Annotated in this window: 12 protein-coding genes; 4 read left to right on the top strand and 8 right to left on the bottom strand. The window is 71.7% G+C overall.

Going from position 1 to position 17,557, the window contains the following annotated elements; genetic code table 11:
- Position 1: 1 nt before the first annotated feature.
- Entirely contained in the window at positions 2 to 985 is a 984-nt protein-coding gene (locus QTI68_RS31715) for a Bug family tripartite tricarboxylate transporter substrate binding protein (protein ID WP_286527281.1), read from the bottom strand.
- 139 nt (positions 986 to 1,124) lie between these two features.
- Between QTI68_RS31715 and QTI68_RS31710 the strand changes: the two genes are divergently transcribed.
- From QTI68_RS31710 to QTI68_RS31695, 4 genes are all read left to right on the top strand, one after another.
- Positions 1,125 to 2,036 (top strand): LysR family transcriptional regulator, encoded by a 912-nt coding sequence (locus QTI68_RS31710; protein WP_286527511.1) that lies wholly within the window; start codon positions 1,125 to 1,127, stop codon positions 2,034 to 2,036.
- Positions 2,037 to 2,136: 100 nt separating this feature from the next.
- Positions 2,137 to 2,487: a RidA family protein gene (locus QTI68_RS31705; RefSeq protein WP_286527280.1), complete on the top strand. Its 351-nt coding sequence runs from the start codon at positions 2,137 to 2,139 to the stop codon at positions 2,485 to 2,487.
- Positions 2,488 to 2,501: 14 nt separating this feature from the next.
- Positions 2,502 to 3,737, top strand: coding sequence for an NAD(P)/FAD-dependent oxidoreductase (locus QTI68_RS31700; RefSeq protein WP_286527278.1), 1,236 nt, complete (start codon positions 2,502 to 2,504; stop codon positions 3,735 to 3,737).
- 119 nt (positions 3,738 to 3,856) lie between these two features.
- Positions 3,857 to 5,005 (top strand): alpha-hydroxy acid oxidase, encoded by a 1,149-nt coding sequence (locus QTI68_RS31695; RefSeq protein WP_286527276.1) that lies wholly within the window; start codon positions 3,857 to 3,859, stop codon positions 5,003 to 5,005.
- Between the two features lie 18 nt (positions 5,006 to 5,023).
- On the opposite strand, the gene QTI68_RS31690 is transcribed toward QTI68_RS31695, so the two are convergent.
- The 7 genes from QTI68_RS31690 to QTI68_RS31660 all read right to left on the bottom strand — a co-directional run bounded on the left by QTI68_RS31690 (position 5,024) and on the right by QTI68_RS31660 (position 17,437).
- Positions 5,024 to 5,488 carry a hypothetical protein gene (locus tag QTI68_RS31690; RefSeq protein ID WP_286527275.1) on the bottom strand — a complete coding sequence of 155 codons (465 nt, stop codon included), beginning with the start codon at positions 5,486 to 5,488 and terminating at the stop codon, positions 5,024 to 5,026.
- A 105-nt stretch (positions 5,489 to 5,593) separates the two neighbouring features.
- A complete protein-coding gene (locus QTI68_RS31685) occupies positions 5,594 to 6,472 on the bottom strand; it encodes an MvdC/MvdD family ATP grasp protein (protein WP_286527273.1) in 879 nt (292 codons plus the stop codon).
- Positions 6,469 to 7,173 (bottom strand): hypothetical protein, encoded by a 705-nt coding sequence (locus QTI68_RS31680; RefSeq protein ID WP_286527268.1) that lies wholly within the window; start codon positions 7,171 to 7,173, stop codon positions 6,469 to 6,471. The genes QTI68_RS31685 and QTI68_RS31680 overlap by 4 nt, the downstream gene beginning before the upstream one ends.
- Entirely contained in the window at positions 7,166 to 10,144 is a 2,979-nt protein-coding gene (locus QTI68_RS31675) for a DUF6519 domain-containing protein (RefSeq protein ID WP_286527266.1), read from the bottom strand. The genes QTI68_RS31680 and QTI68_RS31675 overlap by 8 nt, the downstream gene beginning before the upstream one ends.
- A gap of 20 nt (positions 10,145 to 10,164) precedes the next feature.
- The gene (locus QTI68_RS31670) at positions 10,165 to 12,189 is read right to left on the bottom strand and encodes a hypothetical protein (protein WP_286527264.1); all 2,025 of its coding nucleotides are present in this window, start codon (positions 12,187 to 12,189) and stop codon (positions 10,165 to 10,167) included.
- A complete protein-coding gene (locus QTI68_RS31665) occupies positions 12,186 to 14,972 on the bottom strand; it encodes a putative baseplate assembly protein (RefSeq protein ID WP_286527262.1) in 2,787 nt (928 codons plus the stop codon). The genes QTI68_RS31670 and QTI68_RS31665 overlap by 4 nt, the downstream gene beginning before the upstream one ends.
- Positions 14,969 to 17,437: a putative baseplate assembly protein gene (locus QTI68_RS31660; RefSeq protein ID WP_286527259.1), complete on the bottom strand. Its 2,469-nt coding sequence runs from the start codon at positions 17,435 to 17,437 to the stop codon at positions 14,969 to 14,971. Before QTI68_RS31660 ends, QTI68_RS31665 begins: the two co-directional genes overlap by 4 nt.
- Positions 17,438 to 17,557 lie beyond the last annotated feature (120 nt).

The following is a 17,557-nucleotide window of genomic DNA, read 5'->3' as shown; positions in this document are numbered from 1 at the left end:
CTCACTCCGGCTGGATGTTGGCGCGCACGGCGACGGCGCGCATCAGCGGCAGCTCGGCCTCGAGCTGGGCGGCGGCCTGGGCCGAGCCGATGAAGCCGGGCTCGACACCCTGCTCGGCGAAGCCCTTGCGCACCGCCGGATCGGCCACCGTCTCGGCCAGCGCCTTCTCGAGCCGGGCATGCACCGCCGGAGGCAGTCCGCGCGGCGCGACCACCATGCCCCAGCTGTCGAGCACGGCCGATGGGAAGCCCGACTCGGCAAAGGTCGGCACGCCCGGCATCAGCGCCGAACGCCTGGCCGTCGTGACCGCGATTGCCTTGACCTTGCCGGCCTTGATCTGCGGCAGCGCGGCGGTCACGGTGTCGAAGGAGAAGGGCACCTGCCCGCCGATCAGGTCGGTCATGGCCGGGCCGCTGCCCTTGTAGGGCACGTGGACCAGGCGGATGCCCATCGCCTGCAACGCCATCTCGGCCGCGAAGTGCGAGCTGGTGCCGGCGCCGAAGGAGGCATAGGCGTACTTGTCGGGCGCAGTCTTGGCGGCCGCCACCAGCTCCTTCGGGTTGTTCACGGGCACGTTCGGGTTGGCCAGCATCACGAGCCCGACACGGCTCACGATGCCGATCGGCTCGAAGCTCTTGACCGGGTCGTAGGGCAGCGTCTTGCGGATCGCCGGGTTCAGCGTGAAGGTGGAGGCCGAGCTCATCAGCAGCGTGTAGCCGTCGGCCTTGGCGTTGGCGACGTAGGCGGCGCCGATGGCGGTGCCGGCCCCGGGCCGGTTGTCGACGATCACGTTCTGGCCCAGCTTTTCGGCCAGCTTCAGGGCCAGCAGGCGGCCCTGGGCGTCGCCGCCGCCACCCGGCGGGAACGGCACCACCATCGTGATCGGCCGCGACGGCCAGGCGTCCTCCGCCATCGCGTGGGGGGCGTGCAGACAGAGTGTGCAAAGGGCGGCGATGCCGAGGGCGCGCAGGGGTTGGATGTGCATGGCGGGGTGGGGGCGACGGGGCGGGAGGGGCAGCGAGACCTCATCGTAGAAAGGCGAATGCCCTGCAGCAATATCAATGTTAGAAACCTTTCATTGCGATAATGGCAATCTTCATCAGGGTCATCCCGTGTCCAGGAACATCAGTCAACGCGTGTTGCAGGAAAGCTCCTTGCGCCATTTCCTCGAGGTGGTGCGCACCGGCTCGGTCACGGCGGCGGCCGAGCGGCTGAACGTGGCGCCGTCGGCGGTCAGCCGGCATATCGCGCGGCTGGAGAGCGAACTCGACACCCTGCTGTTCGAACGCCGGGCGCGCGGCATGGTGCCCAATGCCGCAGGCGAACTGCTGGCCGCGCACGCCAAGCGCGCCTGGCAGGACATCGAGCGCGTCACCGACGACATCCTGGCGCTGCGCGGTCTGCAGACGGGGCAGGTGCGGGTGGCCAGCACCGAGGGCTTCGCGTCCGAGTTCCTGCCGAACCTGATCGCCGATTTCCAGCGCGACTATGCGGGCATCCGCTTCGCGCTCGATGTCCGCATGCAAGCCGAGATCCCGCAGCTGGTGCGCGACGGCGATGTCGACATCGGCGTCACGCTCAGCACCAGCTCCGAGCGCCACATCAACGTCGAGCTGCGCCACCCCTCGCCGATCCTGGCGATCATGGCGAAGGACCACCCGCTCGCATCGCGGCGCCAGCTGGCGCTGTCGCAGCTGGTCGGCTACCCGATGGCGCTGCCCGGCCCCTATTCCACCCTGCGCCAGCTGTTCGACATCAGCTGCAGCCGGCAGGGCCTGCAGTGCGAGCCGGTGTTCCTGAGCAACCGGCTCGACGCCATGATCGCCTTCGCCGCCGCCGGCGGCGGCATCGCGCTCAGCGGCGAAGCGGCGCTGCGCACCCGGCTGAAGGCCGGCCTGGTGATCGGCGTCCCGCTGCGCGACCGCGAGATGAACGAGCGCCACTTCGAGGTCCAGACGATGGCCGGGCGGACCTTGCCAGGGTCTTGCCGGGCCTTTCTCGATCACCTCAGAGAGGTGCTGCGCCGGGAGGGATGACCGCCTGGTGCGTTGTGATTCACGCAACGAATCGTTCAACAGATTGCCACGCCTGCATATCCTCGGCCACCCATAATCAACCGCATTTCAAAGCCGCCACATGACAGCACCCGCACTTCCGTTCTCCAAGCTTCGCCAGGCCAGGGGCCTGGTCTTCCTGTCGGGCGAGATGCCCTTTGCCGACGACGGCGGCATTCCCGAGGGGATCGCGGCTCAGACCGCGCTGGTGCTGCGGCGCATCGGCGCCACGCTCGCCACGGTGGGCCTGGGGCTGGACGACGTGGTGCAGGTGGCCGTGCACCTGGTCGACGGCGCTGACTTCGCCGCCTTCAACGCCGAGTACCGCCAGCACTTCCGCGACCCGCTGCCGGTGCGCACGACGGTGGTCGCGAGCCTTCTGGCGCCCGGCGCGCGGCTCGAAGTCACGGTCACCGCGGCCCGGCCCGACTGAAAGGCGAGGCGCAGATGGCGTGCGATGTCCTGGTCCTGGGTGCCGGCATGGTCGGCACCTGCACGGCGCTGCAGCTCGCGCGGCGCGGGCACGCGGTGGCCCTGGTCGACCGGCGCCCGCCCGGCCGCGAGACCTCCTACGGCAATGCCGGGATCATCCAGCGCGAGGCGGTCGAGCCCTATGCCTTTCCGCGCGAGTGGGCGACCGTGTTCGATGTCGCGTTCAAGCGCGGCATCGACGTCAACTACCACTTCAGCGCGCTGCCCGCGGTGCTGCCGCGCCTGGCCCGCTACTGGCACGCCTCGGCCCCGGCGCGCTATGCACCGATCGCCCAGGCGTACAGCCGGCTGATCGAACACTGCCTGACGGAGCACCAGGCCCTGATGGACGAATCGGGCGCCGGCGACCTGGTGCGCAAGGAGGGCTACCACTTCGCCTTTCGCACGCCGGCGGCGATGGACCAGGCCGTGGCGCGCGCCGCCGAGCTGGCGCGGCGCTACGGCGTGCGGCATGCGCTGCTCGACAGCGACGCGCTGGCGCGCGCCGAGCCGGGGCTGCGCCGGCCCATGGCGGGTGCGCTGCATTGGCTGGATCCATGGTCGGTCAACGATCCGGGCGCGCTGGTGGCGCGCTATGCCCGGCGCTTTGCCGAACTCGGCGGGGAGGTGGTCGAGGCCGACGCCAGCGGCTTGCGCCCGGTGGGCGGCGGCTGGCAGGTGCAGACGGCGGCCGGGCCGCTGGCCGCGCGCCACGCGGTGGTGGCGCTCGGGCCCTGGGCCGACCCGCTCATCGCGCCGCTCGGCTATCGGCTTCCGCTGTTCGTCAAGCGCGGCTATCACCGCCATTACCGCGGCGGCCCCGGGCTGCGGCTGCCGCTGCTGGATGCGGAGCGCGGCCTGGTGCTGGCGCCGATGGCGCAGGGCATGCGGATCACCACCGGCGCCGAGTTCGCGCGCATCGGCGCGCCGGCCACGCCGGTGCAACTCGACAAGGCGGAAGCCGCGGCCCGCGAACTGCTCGATCTGCCGCAGCCGGTCGAGCCCGAGCCCTGGATGGGCAATCGGCCCTGCACGGTCGACATGAAGCCGGTGATCGGGCCGGCGCCGAAGCATCCGGGCCTGTGGTTCAACTTCGGCCATGCGCACCAGGGCTTCACGCTGGGGCCGGTGAGCGGCCGGCTGCTGGCCGAGATGATCGAGGGCAGCCCGCCGGTGGTCGACCCCGCGCCCTATTCGGCGGCGCGGTTCTGACCGGCTGCTTGCAGCTGAAGCTGGCCGCGTCGTCCGGATTGCTGCCCTTGTAGGCGGCCACCTCAGGATTTCGCAGTTCCTGGTGCGCGGAGGCGGCGGTCGGCTATGCTGAACGCAACATGAACGCGATCACCTGCATCGAAGACCTGCGCCTGCTGGCGCAGAAGCGGGTGCCCCGGATGTTCTACGACTACGTCGACGGCGGGTCATGGACCGAGAGCACCTACCGCGCCAACGAGCGCGACTTCCAGCGGATCCTGTTGCGCCAGCGGGTGGCGGTGAATCTCGCGCATCGCAGCACCCGCACCACAATGCTGGGCCAGGAGGCCGCGATGCCGGTCGCCATCGCCCCGACCGGCCTGACCGGCATGCAGCGCGCGGACGGCGAAATTCTGGCGGCGCGTGCGGCGAAGGCCTTCGGCGTGCCGTTCACGCTGTCCACGGTGAGCATCTGCTCGATCGAAGACGTCGCCGAGGCCACCGGCGGCCACCCGTTCTGGTTCCAGCTCTATGTCATGCGCGATCGCAGGTTCGTCGAGCGCCTGATCCGCCGGGCGCACGACGCGAACTGCTCGGCCCTGGTGCTCACGCTCGACCTGCAGATCAGCGGACAGCGCCACAAGGATCTCAAGAACGGTCTCTCGGCACCTCCGCGGCTCACGCTGAGCAACCTGATCGACATGGCGAGCAAGCCGCGCTGGGCCCTGGGCATGCTCGGCACCCGGCGGCATGGCTTCGGCAACATCCTCGGCCATGTGAAGGGGGTCGAGGACATGGCGTCCGTGTCGGCCTGGACCTTCGGGCAATACGACCCGACCCTCGACTGGGACGATGTCGCCTGGATCCGCCGGCTGTGGAAGCGCAAGCTCGTGCTCAAGGGCATCCAGGATGTCGAAGACGCCCGGCATGCGGTGGCCGCCGGCGCCGACGCGCTCATCGTCTCCAACCATGGCGGCCGGCAGCTCGATGGCGCGCAGTCGTCCATCCGTGCGCTGCCTGCCATCGTGGAGGCCGTGGGCGACCGCATCGAGGTCCACATGGACGGCGGCATCCGCTCGGGCCAGGACGTGTTCAAGGCCGTGGCGCTGGGTGCCAAGGGCACCTACATCGGGCGCTCGATGCTCTATGGCCTGGGCGCGCTGGGCGAAGCGGGCGTCAGCCGCGCGCTCCAGATCATCCACAACGAACTCGACCTCACGATGGCTTTCTGCGGGCGCACCGACGTCCGCGATGTCGATAGCGGTGTGCTGCTGCCGGGCACCTGGTGACGGCGTCCGGCGGCTCGCTCAGGAAGGGTCCAGGGACCCGTCGTCGGCGCGGGTCTGCGCACCGCGCCGGGACCGTGCACGCTGCACCAGCAGCCCGATCAGCAGGGCCGCCGCCGCTGAACCCGCCAGTGCGCCCGAGGTGGTGAGCTGCTGCACCAGGCCGTCGACGGTCTCGACGCTGACCTGCTGCGCGTGGTGGACCAGCGCCACCATGTCGGCGGCGCCGACGTTCTGAAGATCGTCGATGCGCACCCCCGGATCCTGGCCCGCGTTGCGGAACCTGATCTTCGCGAAGATGCCATTCGCGATCGCCACCAGCGACAGCACGCCCAGGGGGCGCAGCAGCGTCTCGACCAGGCGGCAGCGCTCTTCCGCGGGCGCCGACTCGTAGACCTGCGCCACCAGCGCAGGGATCGCCGTCTCGGCGGTGGCTTCGGGGGATTCGGGTGTGGGGTCGTCAGGCCACGATGCGAGGGTTGCCATGTGTCTGCTTCCTTTCTCTGCATCCAGCATATTGGCGCGGCGATGCGGCAATTTGATGAAGGAACCGTAAAGCCGCGATGACTTTGCGCAACCGGGTGTGGCGGGTCAGCCCTTGGTCAGCAGCCGCGCCGTGGCGCGCGCGATCGGCTCGTCGTCCTCGGCGTCGTAGAAGGTGAATCCGGGCGAGGGATTGACTTCGAAGCAGACCCACTCGCCCTGCGCGCTGCGACGCAGGTCGATCCCGGCCATGACCAGCCCCAGCGATGCCGCCAGTTTGCGCACCCGGGGCCGGAGTTCGTCGGGCACCCGCCAGGGCTGCAGTCGAACGCCGGCGGACCCCGCATAGCGGTAGTCGTCGGCGTCCGAGTCGATCGCGTGGCCGTGGATCTCTTCGCCGATCACATGCACGCGGTAGTCGGTGCCCGGCACGTATTCCTGGAACTGGGTCGGGCAGGTGGCGAGCCGGGCCAGCCGGTCCGCATCGTCCGCCGCCAGGCGCGAGACGATGCTGCGAACGCCGCTGCAGGACTTGTAGACGATGCTGCCGTGGCGCCGCCAGAACCCGCGCAGCGCATCGGGGTCGTTGGTCACGAGCGTGTCGGGCACCGCGAACCCGGCCTTCGCGATCAATGCCGCCTGGTAGGGCTTGGAACTGTTCGATCCCATTGCGGACAGCCGATTGACGACCAGCGCCGGCGTGAGTTCGAGCCAGCAGGCCAGCGCTTCGTCGACCGCGCCGGCCGCGTCCTGCGGCCGCGCATAGGCCGAGCGGACGCGGTCCAGCGCGCAGCGCTGGTCGCCGACCTGGATCCAGCCGCCGAGGACGCCATCGATCTCGATGTCGATGGAAGTCTCGCCGGCGCGTGTCTGGTCGACCAGGAACATCGGCGTCCCGAGACGGCTCAGCGCGGTGCAGACGGCGGCGATGGGCAGGTCCAGCGGCGAGCCCCACAGCAGCACGGGCCCGGACGGGCGGAGGCTCATGACAGGCGCTCCATCACGGCATCGCCGATCGCCCGGTCGGACAGGTCGGGCCAGCGGTCGGCGCCGACGAAGCGTGCCTGGCCGTCGTCCGCATCGAAGAACACGCCGAGCAGCGCCATGCCGGCGCCATCGGCCAGCCGCCGGGCATGGTCGCGCAGCCGCGGATGCGCGTGGCCGATGACCGCCCCGCCGATGACGTCGAGGCGAACGCAGGGCTCGCCCGCGGGCGGCAGCGCCGGCATCGGCGAGCCGGGCCGCAGCGTGAGCCGGATCGGCACGACGGGAATGTCGAGGTCGAGCGCCAGCCGGGCCCACTGTTCCCGGCGCCACACCGGCCCCGAGAGCGAGGGAACGACGGGGCGGTTCATCACCGGGCATGCCAGCGCCGACAGCCAGGCACTGAGAAAAGCGCTCATCTCGCTGGCCACGTAGTCGCGATCGGCCTCGGCCACGTGCGGCAACTGCGCGGGCGCGATGGCGGCGAGCCGCGTGATCACGCCGCGCAGCGCCGACGCGGGGATGGCGCCGTCTTCCGCCACGGCGACGGAGGCGCCCGGATCGCCGACGCGAAGGCACCAGCCGGGGCGCGAGAGATCCGAAGGTATCAAGAGCCGCGCGCCCTCCGCGCGATGATGGGCGACGAAAGCATGCGCCACGCCATCCCGTTCGTCGGCGAGCACCAGCAGCGGCCGATCAGCCACCTTTTTTGCTCTTGCCCTTGGTCTTGCCGGGCGCCTTGGACGGCGCGGGGGGGGCGGGCGGTTCCGGCGTGGCCGGCGGCGGCGGCCCGACCTCCGGCCGCTGTGCGGGCGCGATGAAGGAGCGCTGCAGGATCACCGGCGAAGAGATCACCGCCGGGCTGGCGATGACCGGGCTGACCACCGCCGGGCGCACCACCACGTCGCTGACCTTCTCGGCCAGCACCGCCTTGTCGAGGCGCACGGTCTTGTCGGCGGCGGCCTCCTTGTCCTTGTCCTTGTCCTTGCCCTTGACGCGCACGGTCACCGTGGCCTGGGCGCTGCGCCGCGGGTCGGCGACGCTGGTCGCGACCACGGCGAACACGCCGGCCGCGCCCGGTGCGACGTAGTTCCCCGAGGCGCTGACCGAGCCGCCGCTGCAGCTCCAGCTCACGCCCGTGTCGACACCCCCCGGGATCGCGACCCCGCTGCTGCCGACGCTGGCCGTGAACTGCTGCGAGGTGCCGGCGAGCAGCAGCGCCGTCGGCGGCGACACGCCGACGGCCAGGACCACCACGGTGAAGTTGGTGGTCAGCGTGGTCGTCAGCTGCGAATTGGGAATTGCGGCCACGCTGGCCGTCACGTTGACCACGCTGCTCGAGGGCGGCGCCGCGACCGTGATCGGGAAGCTGGCGTTGGTCTGCCCGGCCGGGATCGTGAGCGGGTTGCCGCCGTTCAGCACGACCGGGATCGCCGGCGCGCTGCTGGCCGACAGCGTCACCGTGACCGCCGACTGGGCGACGCTGGCCAGCACCACCTGGCCGGTCAACGCGCCGTCGCCGAGCAGCACCGCCGCGTTCAGGCCGAAGCCGCGCAGCGAGACCGGCGTGGCCGCGAGCTGGAGGGTGAACCAGCTCTCGAAGTCGCTGTAGCGGCGCCCGCAGCCCGAGGGAAAGGCCAGGTCGGTGCGCAGGCTGTTGGTGCGCGATGCGCTCAGTCCGGGCTGGCCGCGGACTTCGCCGTCGAGGTAGAGCCGCTGCTGCCCGAGGTCGCCCCAGATGAAATTGCCCTTCATCCGCACGCGCACGCGCGCCTGCCCGCCGCTCAGTGCATTGACCACGCTCTGGGCCGTCGGGCTGGGCACCCACAGCAGCGTGTTCGATTTCGCCTGCCAGCTGATCGGGTTGCCGGGCAGCACCACCGGCACGGGCATCGTCAACGCCGGCTGGGCGTTGGCGGGCTGGTTCGGCACCGGTGTCGGAATTTCGACGGTGACAACCATCGAATTGTCGGAAACCGTCATCAGCGCCACGTTCGTCGGCACCGGCGTGCCCGTGCCCGGGTCGAGGTTGACCGTGTATTGCCCGATCGGCGCCCCGTCCATCGAGATCGACAGCCCGGCGACGAACTGCGACAGCTGCAGCACGTCGTCGTTCTGCCAGCTGATGCCGGTGACGTGGAGCGCCGGCGGGATGTCGGTCAGCGGCGCAAAGGTGCGCCGGCAGTCCGTGAGCAGGCTGCCGGCCGGGGCGCCGGCCCAGCGCAGCAGCCCGATGCGGGCGAAGTGGTGCACGATGCCGGCCGGCGGCTGGGGGGCCGCATGGTGCCATTCGACGCTGGCCGTGGCGCCCGAGCGGGCAGGAATGAGCCAGTGGTCGCCGGTCGCGTACTGGCCGGCGGTGAACTGCACCTGCACGCCGAGCTCCAGGTCCAGCCAGCCGCCGCCGCCCGCCGGCACCACGGTCGCGGCACCGTCCCAGCGGCGCATCTTCGGATTCAGCGAAGCGTCGATGGGCGTCGGCGACGCGGCGAAGCTCACGGTCGAGGTGGCCGGCTGCACGGTGGCGATCTGGATCAGCTGCCCGGGCCGGCCGTGCAGTTCGTCGGCGGCGCCGATGATCTCGACCCACTGGCCGTTTGCCAGTCCCAGCGCGTCGTCGGGTCCGGTGCTGTCGACCGTCAGCGTGCTGCCATTGAAGCCCCGGATGCGCGTGACCACGCTGCCGTTGTCGCGCGACCATTTGAAGGTCGCGCTGCCGTCGGCGCCGGCGTCGTGGATCTCGACCCGGTAGAGCTGGTTGTCGAGTCCGCGGTAGCCCCCGCCGGGCGGGATCAGGCAAGGGCCGCTCTGACCGAGCGACGGTGCCGCGCGGGCGGACAGCGCGCCGCTGGTGCCGCCGGTCAGCGCATCCCATTCGGGGAAGGCCGTGCCGCAGGCCGGCGCATCGGTGGCGGGCGGCGTGACCGCGAGCAGCTTCAGCTGGCGGATGGTCCTGGTGCGCACGGCCGTGTCGGGGCCGCCGAGCGCGCTCTCGCGGATGTCCGGATCGTCGAGCGCGGTGACCAGGCGCTGCCAGACGTCGAGGTAGGCCACGTACAGGCCCTTGGGCAGCGCCAGGGTGGCCGGATTGGCACCGGCTGCGGCGCTGGCGAAGTCGGGATTCGGAAAATCGGGCTGCGTCAGGTAGGTCGTGATCCGGCGCAGCACGCCGTTGAAGCTGCCGCTGGCCGGCGTCGGCGGCCGGGTGACGGCCCCCGCCAGGGTCAGCGTGAAGCCGCCGTCCGCGGGCGCCACGGCGGTGATGCGCAGCATCTGCGACGCGTCCGCCGTGACGTTCAGCAGCACCCACTGGCCGGCGCGGAAGTCGGCCAGATCGGCGCGCGGCAGGGCCACCAGCGCCTTGTTGTCGCCGCTGCTGCTGAAGGCCAGGCGCTGGCCCGGTTCGGCATCGCAGGCGATCCCGTCGACGTAGTAGCGGCCCGAGGCGATCGTCAGGTCGCTGCCGTCGGCGGTGAGGGCCAGGCCGAAGCCCGGGTCGTCCTGCGGCGCGCCGCTCGGGCCGACGACATCGATGCCGAGGCGCTCGCGCCGATGGGCGTTGATCGACTGCTGCTCGTTCCAGTCGGCGTCGAGTTGCACCCGTCCCTGCTGAAGCAGCACGTCGCTGTAGTGCTTGCGCGGATTGAAGGTGTTTCGGCTGAAGTCGGCGGTCATGTCGTTTCTCCCTCGGAGGCTCAGTCGGCGAAGAGCAGGCCGCCGTCGAGTCCGACGCGCAGGTACTCCGCCAGGCGCAGGCGCAGGTTGCTCTCGCGCTGCTGGGCCATCTGTTCGTGGTGGACGCCCATTTCGGCGCCGTCTTCGGCGCCGGTGCGGATCTCGATCGCCGAGCGCCGGGCCAGCTGACAGTAGGACGGGTCGCCGTAGCGCAGCGAATCGAAGAGCGGCACGACGCGGCTGGCGTCCGCTGCTGTCGCCGGCTGGCAGCGGTAGCGGCGCGGCACGATCGATTCGAGCGGCAGGCAGGAGAAGCGCAGGCAGCCCTCCTGCCGCCGCTCGGACCACACCGGCGCCGGCCAGGGCGGGGCAGCGCCGCCTGCAAGGCTGGCGCGTGCATGGAAGATGCAGTTCGAGGCCGCCTCGATCACTACGCTGTGGACGCGGCCGACCAGCGTGCAGTCGGTCGCCTGCAGTGCGCCGCCCGCCGCGTTGCCGTCGACCGCCGCGAAGGCCACCGAGGCCGGATCCCCGGCGTCGACGATGCAGTGGCTCAGGCTCACCTGGCACTCGGCGGCGATGCGCAGTGCGCCGACCACGCAATGGTCGAGCTCGACCCGCGTGCCCTTCGTCTCGACGATCAGGCTGGGCGCGCCGGGCTGGGCGGCGCTGCCGTCGCCCTTCAGCGTCGACCCTGGCACCAGCGTGCAATGCACCAGCCGCAGCGTGTTCGGGCCCTGTCCGTTGGCGGTGGCCGCCAGATGCAGCGCCCCGCCGCTGATGACCAGCCCGTTGAGCGTCAGCTCGGAACCGGCCGCGCCGCTGATCTTCAGTTCGCCGGCCAGCTGCAGGACCGGCCGCGTCTGGTCGGCGGCCCGCAGTTCGACGACCGCGTCGGCCGCCAGCGCGACCGACGGCGTCTCGGCCCAGGTCGCGCTGCTCGGGAACTGCACTGCGCCGCCGGCGCTGACGGCGGTGAACGCGGCCTGCACGCTGCCGTTCGCGGCCTGGACCTCGACCACCGGTTGAAGGCCGAGCGAGAGCGTCGACAAGCGCTCGTATTCGCCGCCGCCGAGGTCGGCCTCGCTGGCGCGATGGAACCATACCGCCAGCGGCCTGGCCGGCGCGGCGGCGAAGGCGATGCGGCCGCGCTGCGGATCGATCAGCACGCTGCCCGCGGCCGGCACGTGCGCCCACTGGGTGCCGGCGGCATCGAGGTCCGACAGATCGGCCGCCAGCAGCGTCGTGCCGGTGGGCAGGCCGCCGATGAAGAGCGACGCGTCCGGTCCGTGGAAGCGGTCCAGGCCGGCGGCCAGCGCGCGGCGGCTGATGGCCACCGGCAGGTTCGATTCGCGGGCCAGCGGCGCATCGGCCGGCAGCGGCTGCGGGCGGTTGAACAGCTGCGTGTCGGCGCCGAGCGGATCGAAGAAGAAGCGCAGGTTGTCGCGCGCGAAGGCCGTGGCCTGCGACAAGCCGGCGCTGCGCTGGGACCACAGGTGGATGCCGACGTTCGGCAGGTTCCAGCGGCCGCCGCATCCGGGCCCGCGCACCTCGACCCCGTGCGCCGCGCCGTCGAATGGCGAGCCGATGCGTTCGAGCAGCGGCTGGCTGCGCAGGTCGACCGTGCCGCCGGCGCCCGGCCGGACGTGCTTCACGCACTGCGTGGCCGCCAGCCCGAGGAAGTACTCGACGACATGCGCATCCCAGCCCGTGACGTCGCGGGCCAGCCGCTCGAGCACGGTGACCGTGCCCTTGCCGCGCCGCAGGTTGATGGTGTTGGCCACCTCGGCGCGCGGGCTGCTGACGGTGGCGGCCACGCCGTTGAGCTGGCGGTAGCCGATCAGGTCGCCGATGTAGGGCACGACCCAGTCGGCGCAGGTCTCGATGAACTGATCGTCGTAGAGCTGCGCCAGGTCTTCCTGCAGCACCTGCACCTGCTCCGCCAGCACGTCGAGCAGGCGCCCGAGCGCACCGCCCTGGTCGGCGTCGCGCAGCCGGTAGATCGCGGGCAGCAACTGGAGGAGGGCGGCGCCGTCGAGTGTCATGGAGGTGCCTCCGCCCAGGTTGCGACCAGGTCCAGCGGCCTCGGATCCAGCGTCAGCAATTCGGCTGCCAGGACGCTCGCGTCGGAGCCGACCTGGGGCAGCGCCGCATCGATCTGCGCGTTCTCGCGCAGCACGGCCAGGCGCGCCGCCGGCACGAAGAGGGCCGTGTCGGTGCGCCGCAGCGCGCTCACCTGCACCGCCACCACGCCCGGCACGCCCTGCAGCAGGGCGATGACCTCGCTGCGCGCCACCGCCTGGCCGAAGCCGCGGCGCGCGAAGGAGAACGCATCGCGCGCCGCCTGCTGCGCGGCGGCCAGCACGGCGTCCATGTCGCGGGCCGGATCGATCATCAGGTTGGCGCTGAAGGTGAAGGCGCCGCGCCTGTAGCTGCTGAGCCTGACCGGCACGTTCGGCTCGGCCGCATCGCCGATCGCCGAGAGCAGGTGACCGAAGACCGCGCCTCCCGATTCCACGTCGGCGCCGTCGATGCCGGCGACCGTGAGGAAGACGCCGCGGGTCTGGCCGAACCAGGTCCAGGTGGCGAGCGCCTTGGCGATGCCGCCGAAGGCGCGGGCGAAGTCCTCGTAGTCCTGCAGCGAGACGATGCGCCCGAGCGTGCTCAGGCCGAGCGCGGCGTTGGCGCGGATGTCGTCCGCGGTCTCGGCGTCGGTGCCGCCGGTGGCGGGCGTGGGATTGGTGACGCCCTGCACGCCGAGCGGGCGCGTCTGCAGCAGCGTAAGCTGGCCGGCGCCGACATTGCCGACCGCGCCGATGCCCTTGCGGTAGCTGGCCACGATGTTCTCGGTGCCGGTCGGAGGCCGCGCGCCGTGGCTGCCGTCGCCGAAGCCGACGACAGTGCTGCCGTCGTCGTCGAGGCGGGCGACATAGACGCGGTCGCGGGGCCCGCTGCCGAAGAAGTCGTGGACCTCGCGCCACTGCACGCCGTTCACGCGCAGTGCCAGCGTCGATGCCACACCGCTGGGCGTTGCCGCGCTGACATGGGTGAGCGGCGACTGCCGCAAGGTGAAGCGCTGCGACGGCACGGCGGCATTGCCGCTGCCGAGCACCTCGCTCACCGCGCTGCCGTGCGTGGCGGCCGCCACGTTGCCGTTGATCGTGACGGTCTTGCGCACATAGGCCTGGGTCAGCGCGCTGACCAGGGTCAGGCTGGTGCCGCCGTCGGCGCCGATGGCGTGCGCCACCGCCTGGATCTGCACCATCTCGCTCGCCAGGTTGCCGGGCGAATCGGCGAGCTCGCCGCTGACGATCAGCCGCTGGCCGGCATGGAGGCCGTCGACCCAGGTGTCGAGGTCGATCTGGCTGTCGGCGGGCAGCGGGTCCTCGTTCGGCAGGCGGGCCAGGGGCAGGGCCTCGCTCTCGGCCTGCAGGGTGGCGCCGCGGTAGCTGCTGAAGGTCGGGTAGGCGATCGACACCGGCCCGCTGTCGCTCTGGCCGACCACCGACAGCCGGAGTTGGGTCACCTTGCCGGTCATCGTGTATTTCGCGATGCCGTGCTCGGCCACGCCGTCGACGTTGGCGACCACCCAGTGGTCGCCCTGGGCGTCGCTCCATCTCAGCGCGGCGAAGCTGGGGGCCGCATCGCCGCCCGGCGCGATGCGCGGATAGCTGGCGTCGAGCAGCGGGTCGAGCACGTCGGCGGGCGGCACCCAGTCGCCGCCCGTCACGTACTCGTCCGAATACTGGCCCGAGATGGCGGCCGGCAGGCTGCGCGGGTCGGGTGCGTTGTAGCCGAAGAGCGAAGCTTTGGTGCGCAGCGCATAGATGCTCGGTGCGACCGGCGGCGACCAGGCCGCGAGGGTCCGGAACAAGTGCCTGAGCTTGAGCCCGAAGCGCCAGCCGAAGACCTTCAGGTCGTCGGCGCGCGCGACGAAGGGCACATGGGCCGACAGCGCCTGCTGCGTCACGAAGGACCAGTTGCGCGGCGCGGCGAAGGTGGCCGCGATGTGCAGCGGCACGGTGTCGGTCCGCAGCGATTCGAAGGCGATCCGCGGGCGCCGCGGGCGCGGCGGAGGTGGCGCCGGTGCCGGCACCTGGGCCCCGGAGATCGCCGGGCGCAGCGTCACGCGGGTCTGCTGCTCGGCCGCCATCGGCGTCACGCCGGCCACCGTGCGCAGCACCGGGCGGCTGCCCGCGTCGCTGGGCGCCACGACCACGCTGTCGCCGGGCTTGAGCCCCGTCGACACGCCGCCGAGCAGGACTTCCGTCGTGTCGGCGTCCACCGTCTGGGCCAGGCTGAGGCTGGGGCGGAACGCATTCCATTCGACCCTGGCCGGGACGGCCTCGAGGGTCTCGAAGGTCTGCGGCAGCCCGCCGGGCAGGGGAATGCTCTGCACCCGCGTGCCCGCCGGAATCTCGACTGCCGTCGGCGCCGCGGCGGGCGCCTGCATCAGCGTGAAGGCGAGCCAGGTGTTCGCAGCCACGCCGGGCTGCGGCACATAGCCGACCAGTTCCGCCAGGCCCGCGAGCGATCGCCGCTCGGTGGCGGTGCGCAGGAAGGACTCGTTGGCGATGCGCTCCTGGTAGAAGCTGAGCACGTCGGCGACGCTGGCCCAGGCGTCGATCAGGCCGAGCGTGAAATCGCCGGGGTCGCGCGTGCGCAGCTCGGGCAAGGTGCCCAGGCGCGCCTGCATGCTTTCCTTGAAGAGCGGCTGCGTTCCGACCCGGTAGCCGATCGCCGACAGGCCGGCGCGGTTGGCCACCGGCGCGGGCGTCTGCGGCGAGGTGCCGGCGCAGGCGCCGCAGGCGTCGAGCTCGGTGCTCATTTACCGCCCCTCACCGCGAAGCTGAACACGCCTCGCTCCGGAAAGTCCGGGTTGTTGTCCAGCCGGGCCACCTCGAGCCGCCCGATCGGCAGCACGCCGGCGTCCAGTGCCGCGCGGCCCGGCTCGCCGCGCCGCTGGAAGGTCGTGATCTGCACCGATTCGACGCCATCGATGGCCATCGCCGCCGCATAGAGCGGACTCGAATACACGTCCTGCCCGATGCGGAAGTTGTCGGGGTGGAAGAGCCCGAGCCGTCCGTCCGGCCGCACCCGGCTGTTGAAGACTTCCGACAGGGCCTGCGCGACCTCGGCGCGGAAGTAGTCCGCGCGCACGCGGACCTCCATCGCGATGTCGAGCGGCACGGCGATCGGGGCCTCGATCTCCAGGTCGTGGCCGGCCATGCGCAGGCTGTCGAGCGACTGCGCGAGCCGCGCCTGCGACGCCGCGTCCAGTGCGCCGCCGCCGAAGGGGTCGACGGTGACGAAGACGCTGCGCCAGCTGCCGGTCCAGCGCATCGTGGCGGCCGCGCTCTGCACGCCAGGCAGTTGCGCGGCCAGGCGGGCGTAGTCGTCGGTCGTGACCGCGCGCTGCTGCGTGCGCAGCGCATACGGCGCCTTGGCCCGCACGGAGGCGATGCTCTCCGGCTCGCTGCCGCCGCCCGCCGGCAGCGGCTGGCGAACGCCGACGATGGCCGGGTCGTCGGTCACGATGCGCACCAGCGTGCCGGCGCCGACATTGCCGGCGCTGCCGGTGCCGACGCGGTAGCTCGCGCTGAACGTCGTGCCGGACGCGGGACGGCGGCCGTGGGTGCCGTCGCCGAAGCGAAGCCACGCCACGCCCGCGTCGTCGGGCTCGACGACGAAGTGCGGATCGTCCGCATGGCTGCCGAGCAGGTCCTGCTGCGCGAACCAGTCGACCGACAGTCCTTCGAGCTGGCCGGCGAGCTGGATCGCGGGCGCGGCGCCCGCGGCATCGGGCTGCTGAAGCGCCGTGGCCGAGGCGGCGAGATCGGTGGGATCGAAGGGCACGGCCCAGGTGAGCGGCGACCGCGCCAGCCGCGGCCTGAAGCGCGGCGGTACCGGCTCGCGACGGGCGGCGCTGCACATCGCGCCGAGCGCCGCCGGCGCGCGGAACAAGGTCGGCGCGGGCACCTCGCCGATGGCCTCGGCCGCCGCGAGGCGCTGCCCGTGGTCGGCCATCACGATGTTGCCGCGGGCGACGCTGATGTCGCTCACGTCGCTCTCCGTATTGTTCTTCGCGATGCGGGCCGAGAGGCACAGCGGAAAAGTCAGCGCGTCGTCGGCGGCCCATGCGATCTGCGTGACCGGCTGCTTGTACAGCGGGTCCTGCAGCGGCTGGCCCTTGGCATCGTCGACCGAGACGCTGACGAGCCGCACCGCCTGGCGGTGGGTCGGATCCGCGTCCGCAGCCAGGCCGGTCTCGGGCCCGAGCACTTCCTCGACCACCAGCACGTTGCCCGGCTTCAGGTTCGGGAAGCGGCCGCGCAGGGTCGCCTGCGTCGCGCCCCGGGGCAGCGCGCAGCGCCGGTCGCCCCAGGTGTGGAAGCCGATCTGCTGATGGGCCTGGAACAGCGTCGCCGCATGGGTCGTCTCGAACACGACCGGAAGACCCGCCAGCGCGGCGGCGTAGCCGGCCCTGGCGACCACCGGCGCAGCGCCGGCCTTGCCGCCGAGGACCGGCGTGTGCGCCGGCAGCGCCACGTTGTCGGCCTGCACCTGCACCTGCACCCAGGTGCGGGCGCTGCAGCCTTCCTGCATGAAGTAGTCGACCAGCCGGGCATGGCGGCGCACCGAGGTCCGCAGCCGCGCCGTGCCCAGGTAGGCCTCGGTCGCCACGGCGTCCTGCTGGTAGCTCAGGTAGTCGCCGACGTAGGCGAGCATCTCGACCAGCGCGACGCCGAGGTCCGCCACGTGGCTTTCCTGCCAGCCGGGCACTTGTGTGGCGAGGCGGTCGAGCATGAGCTGGCGGAAGCCCGCGTAGTCCTTCGCCAGGTAGTTGAGCTCCGGCACCGCGGCCTCGGCGGGCGCGCAGGCAGTCGACGACTGGCAATCGAAGGGCGATGGGCAATCCACCTTGAACGAGAACTGCGCCGACGCCAGCACCGGGTCCATGCCCGTCATCGGCAGGCCGCTGCCGTCCGGTTGCACGAGCTGCAGCGTGTAGGTCGAGAAGTCGCCGGGCTGGTCGACGTGCAGCACCAGCACGTTGTTGTCGTAGCTGGGCGGCTGGTCGACCACGATGCCGGTGAAGCGCTCGCCGCCGCTGATGCGCACGTTGGCCGCCGTGATGCCCGCGGGCGCGGGAGCTCGCAGGAAGTGCACGCGCAGGCCCTGCTGGAACTGCGCGCCCACGTCCACGACCTCGACGAAGTCGATGCCGTTGAGCGTGGTCGAGTTCGCGACGTCGATGCGTCGTTGGGCGTCGCAGCAGAGAGTCTGGTCCATGTCAGCGGTCCACTGCTTTCGGGGCGCGTGCCGAGGGCGTCGGGTAGCCCCCTCCGCTCATGTCCTCCGCCTTCGGCTCCTCCTTTATTTCGCTGCGGGGGCTGCCCGACGCCCTCGGCA

This window comes from Variovorax sp. J31P207, from assembly GCF_030316965.1.
Classification (GTDB): Bacteria; Pseudomonadota; Gammaproteobacteria; order Burkholderiales; family Burkholderiaceae_C; genus Variovorax; species Variovorax ginsengisoli_B.
This window is presented reverse-complemented; position numbering and strand designations above follow the sequence as displayed.

Coding starts and splice junctions, on each gene's coding strand:
- QTI68_RS31715 (WP_286527281.1), bottom strand. CDS start 985: ATGCACATCCAACCCCTGCGCGCCCTCGGCATCGCCGCCCTTTGCACA.
- QTI68_RS31705 (WP_286527280.1), top strand. CDS start 2,137: ATGACAGCACCCGCACTTCCGTTCTCCAAGCTTCGCCAGGCCAGGGGC.
- QTI68_RS31700 (WP_286527278.1), top strand. CDS start 2,502: ATGGCGTGCGATGTCCTGGTCCTGGGTGCCGGCATGGTCGGCACCTGC.
- QTI68_RS31695 (WP_286527276.1), top strand. CDS start 3,857: ATGAACGCGATCACCTGCATCGAAGACCTGCGCCTGCTGGCGCAGAAG.
- QTI68_RS31690 (WP_286527275.1), bottom strand. CDS start 5,488: ATGGCAACCCTCGCATCGTGGCCTGACGACCCCACACCCGAATCCCCC.
- QTI68_RS31685 (WP_286527273.1), bottom strand. CDS start 6,472: ATGAGCCTCCGCCCGTCCGGGCCCGTGCTGCTGTGGGGCTCGCCGCTG.
- QTI68_RS31675 (WP_286527266.1), bottom strand. CDS start 10,144: ATGACCGCCGACTTCAGCCGAAACACCTTCAATCCGCGCAAGCACTAC.
- QTI68_RS31670 (WP_286527264.1), bottom strand. CDS start 12,189: ATGACACTCGACGGCGCCGCCCTCCTCCAGTTGCTGCCCGCGATCTAC.
- QTI68_RS31665 (WP_286527262.1), bottom strand. CDS start 14,972: ATGAGCACCGAGCTCGACGCCTGCGGCGCCTGCGCCGGCACCTCGCCG.
- QTI68_RS31660 (WP_286527259.1), bottom strand. CDS start 17,437: ATGGACCAGACTCTCTGCTGCGACGCCCAACGACGCATCGACGTCGCG.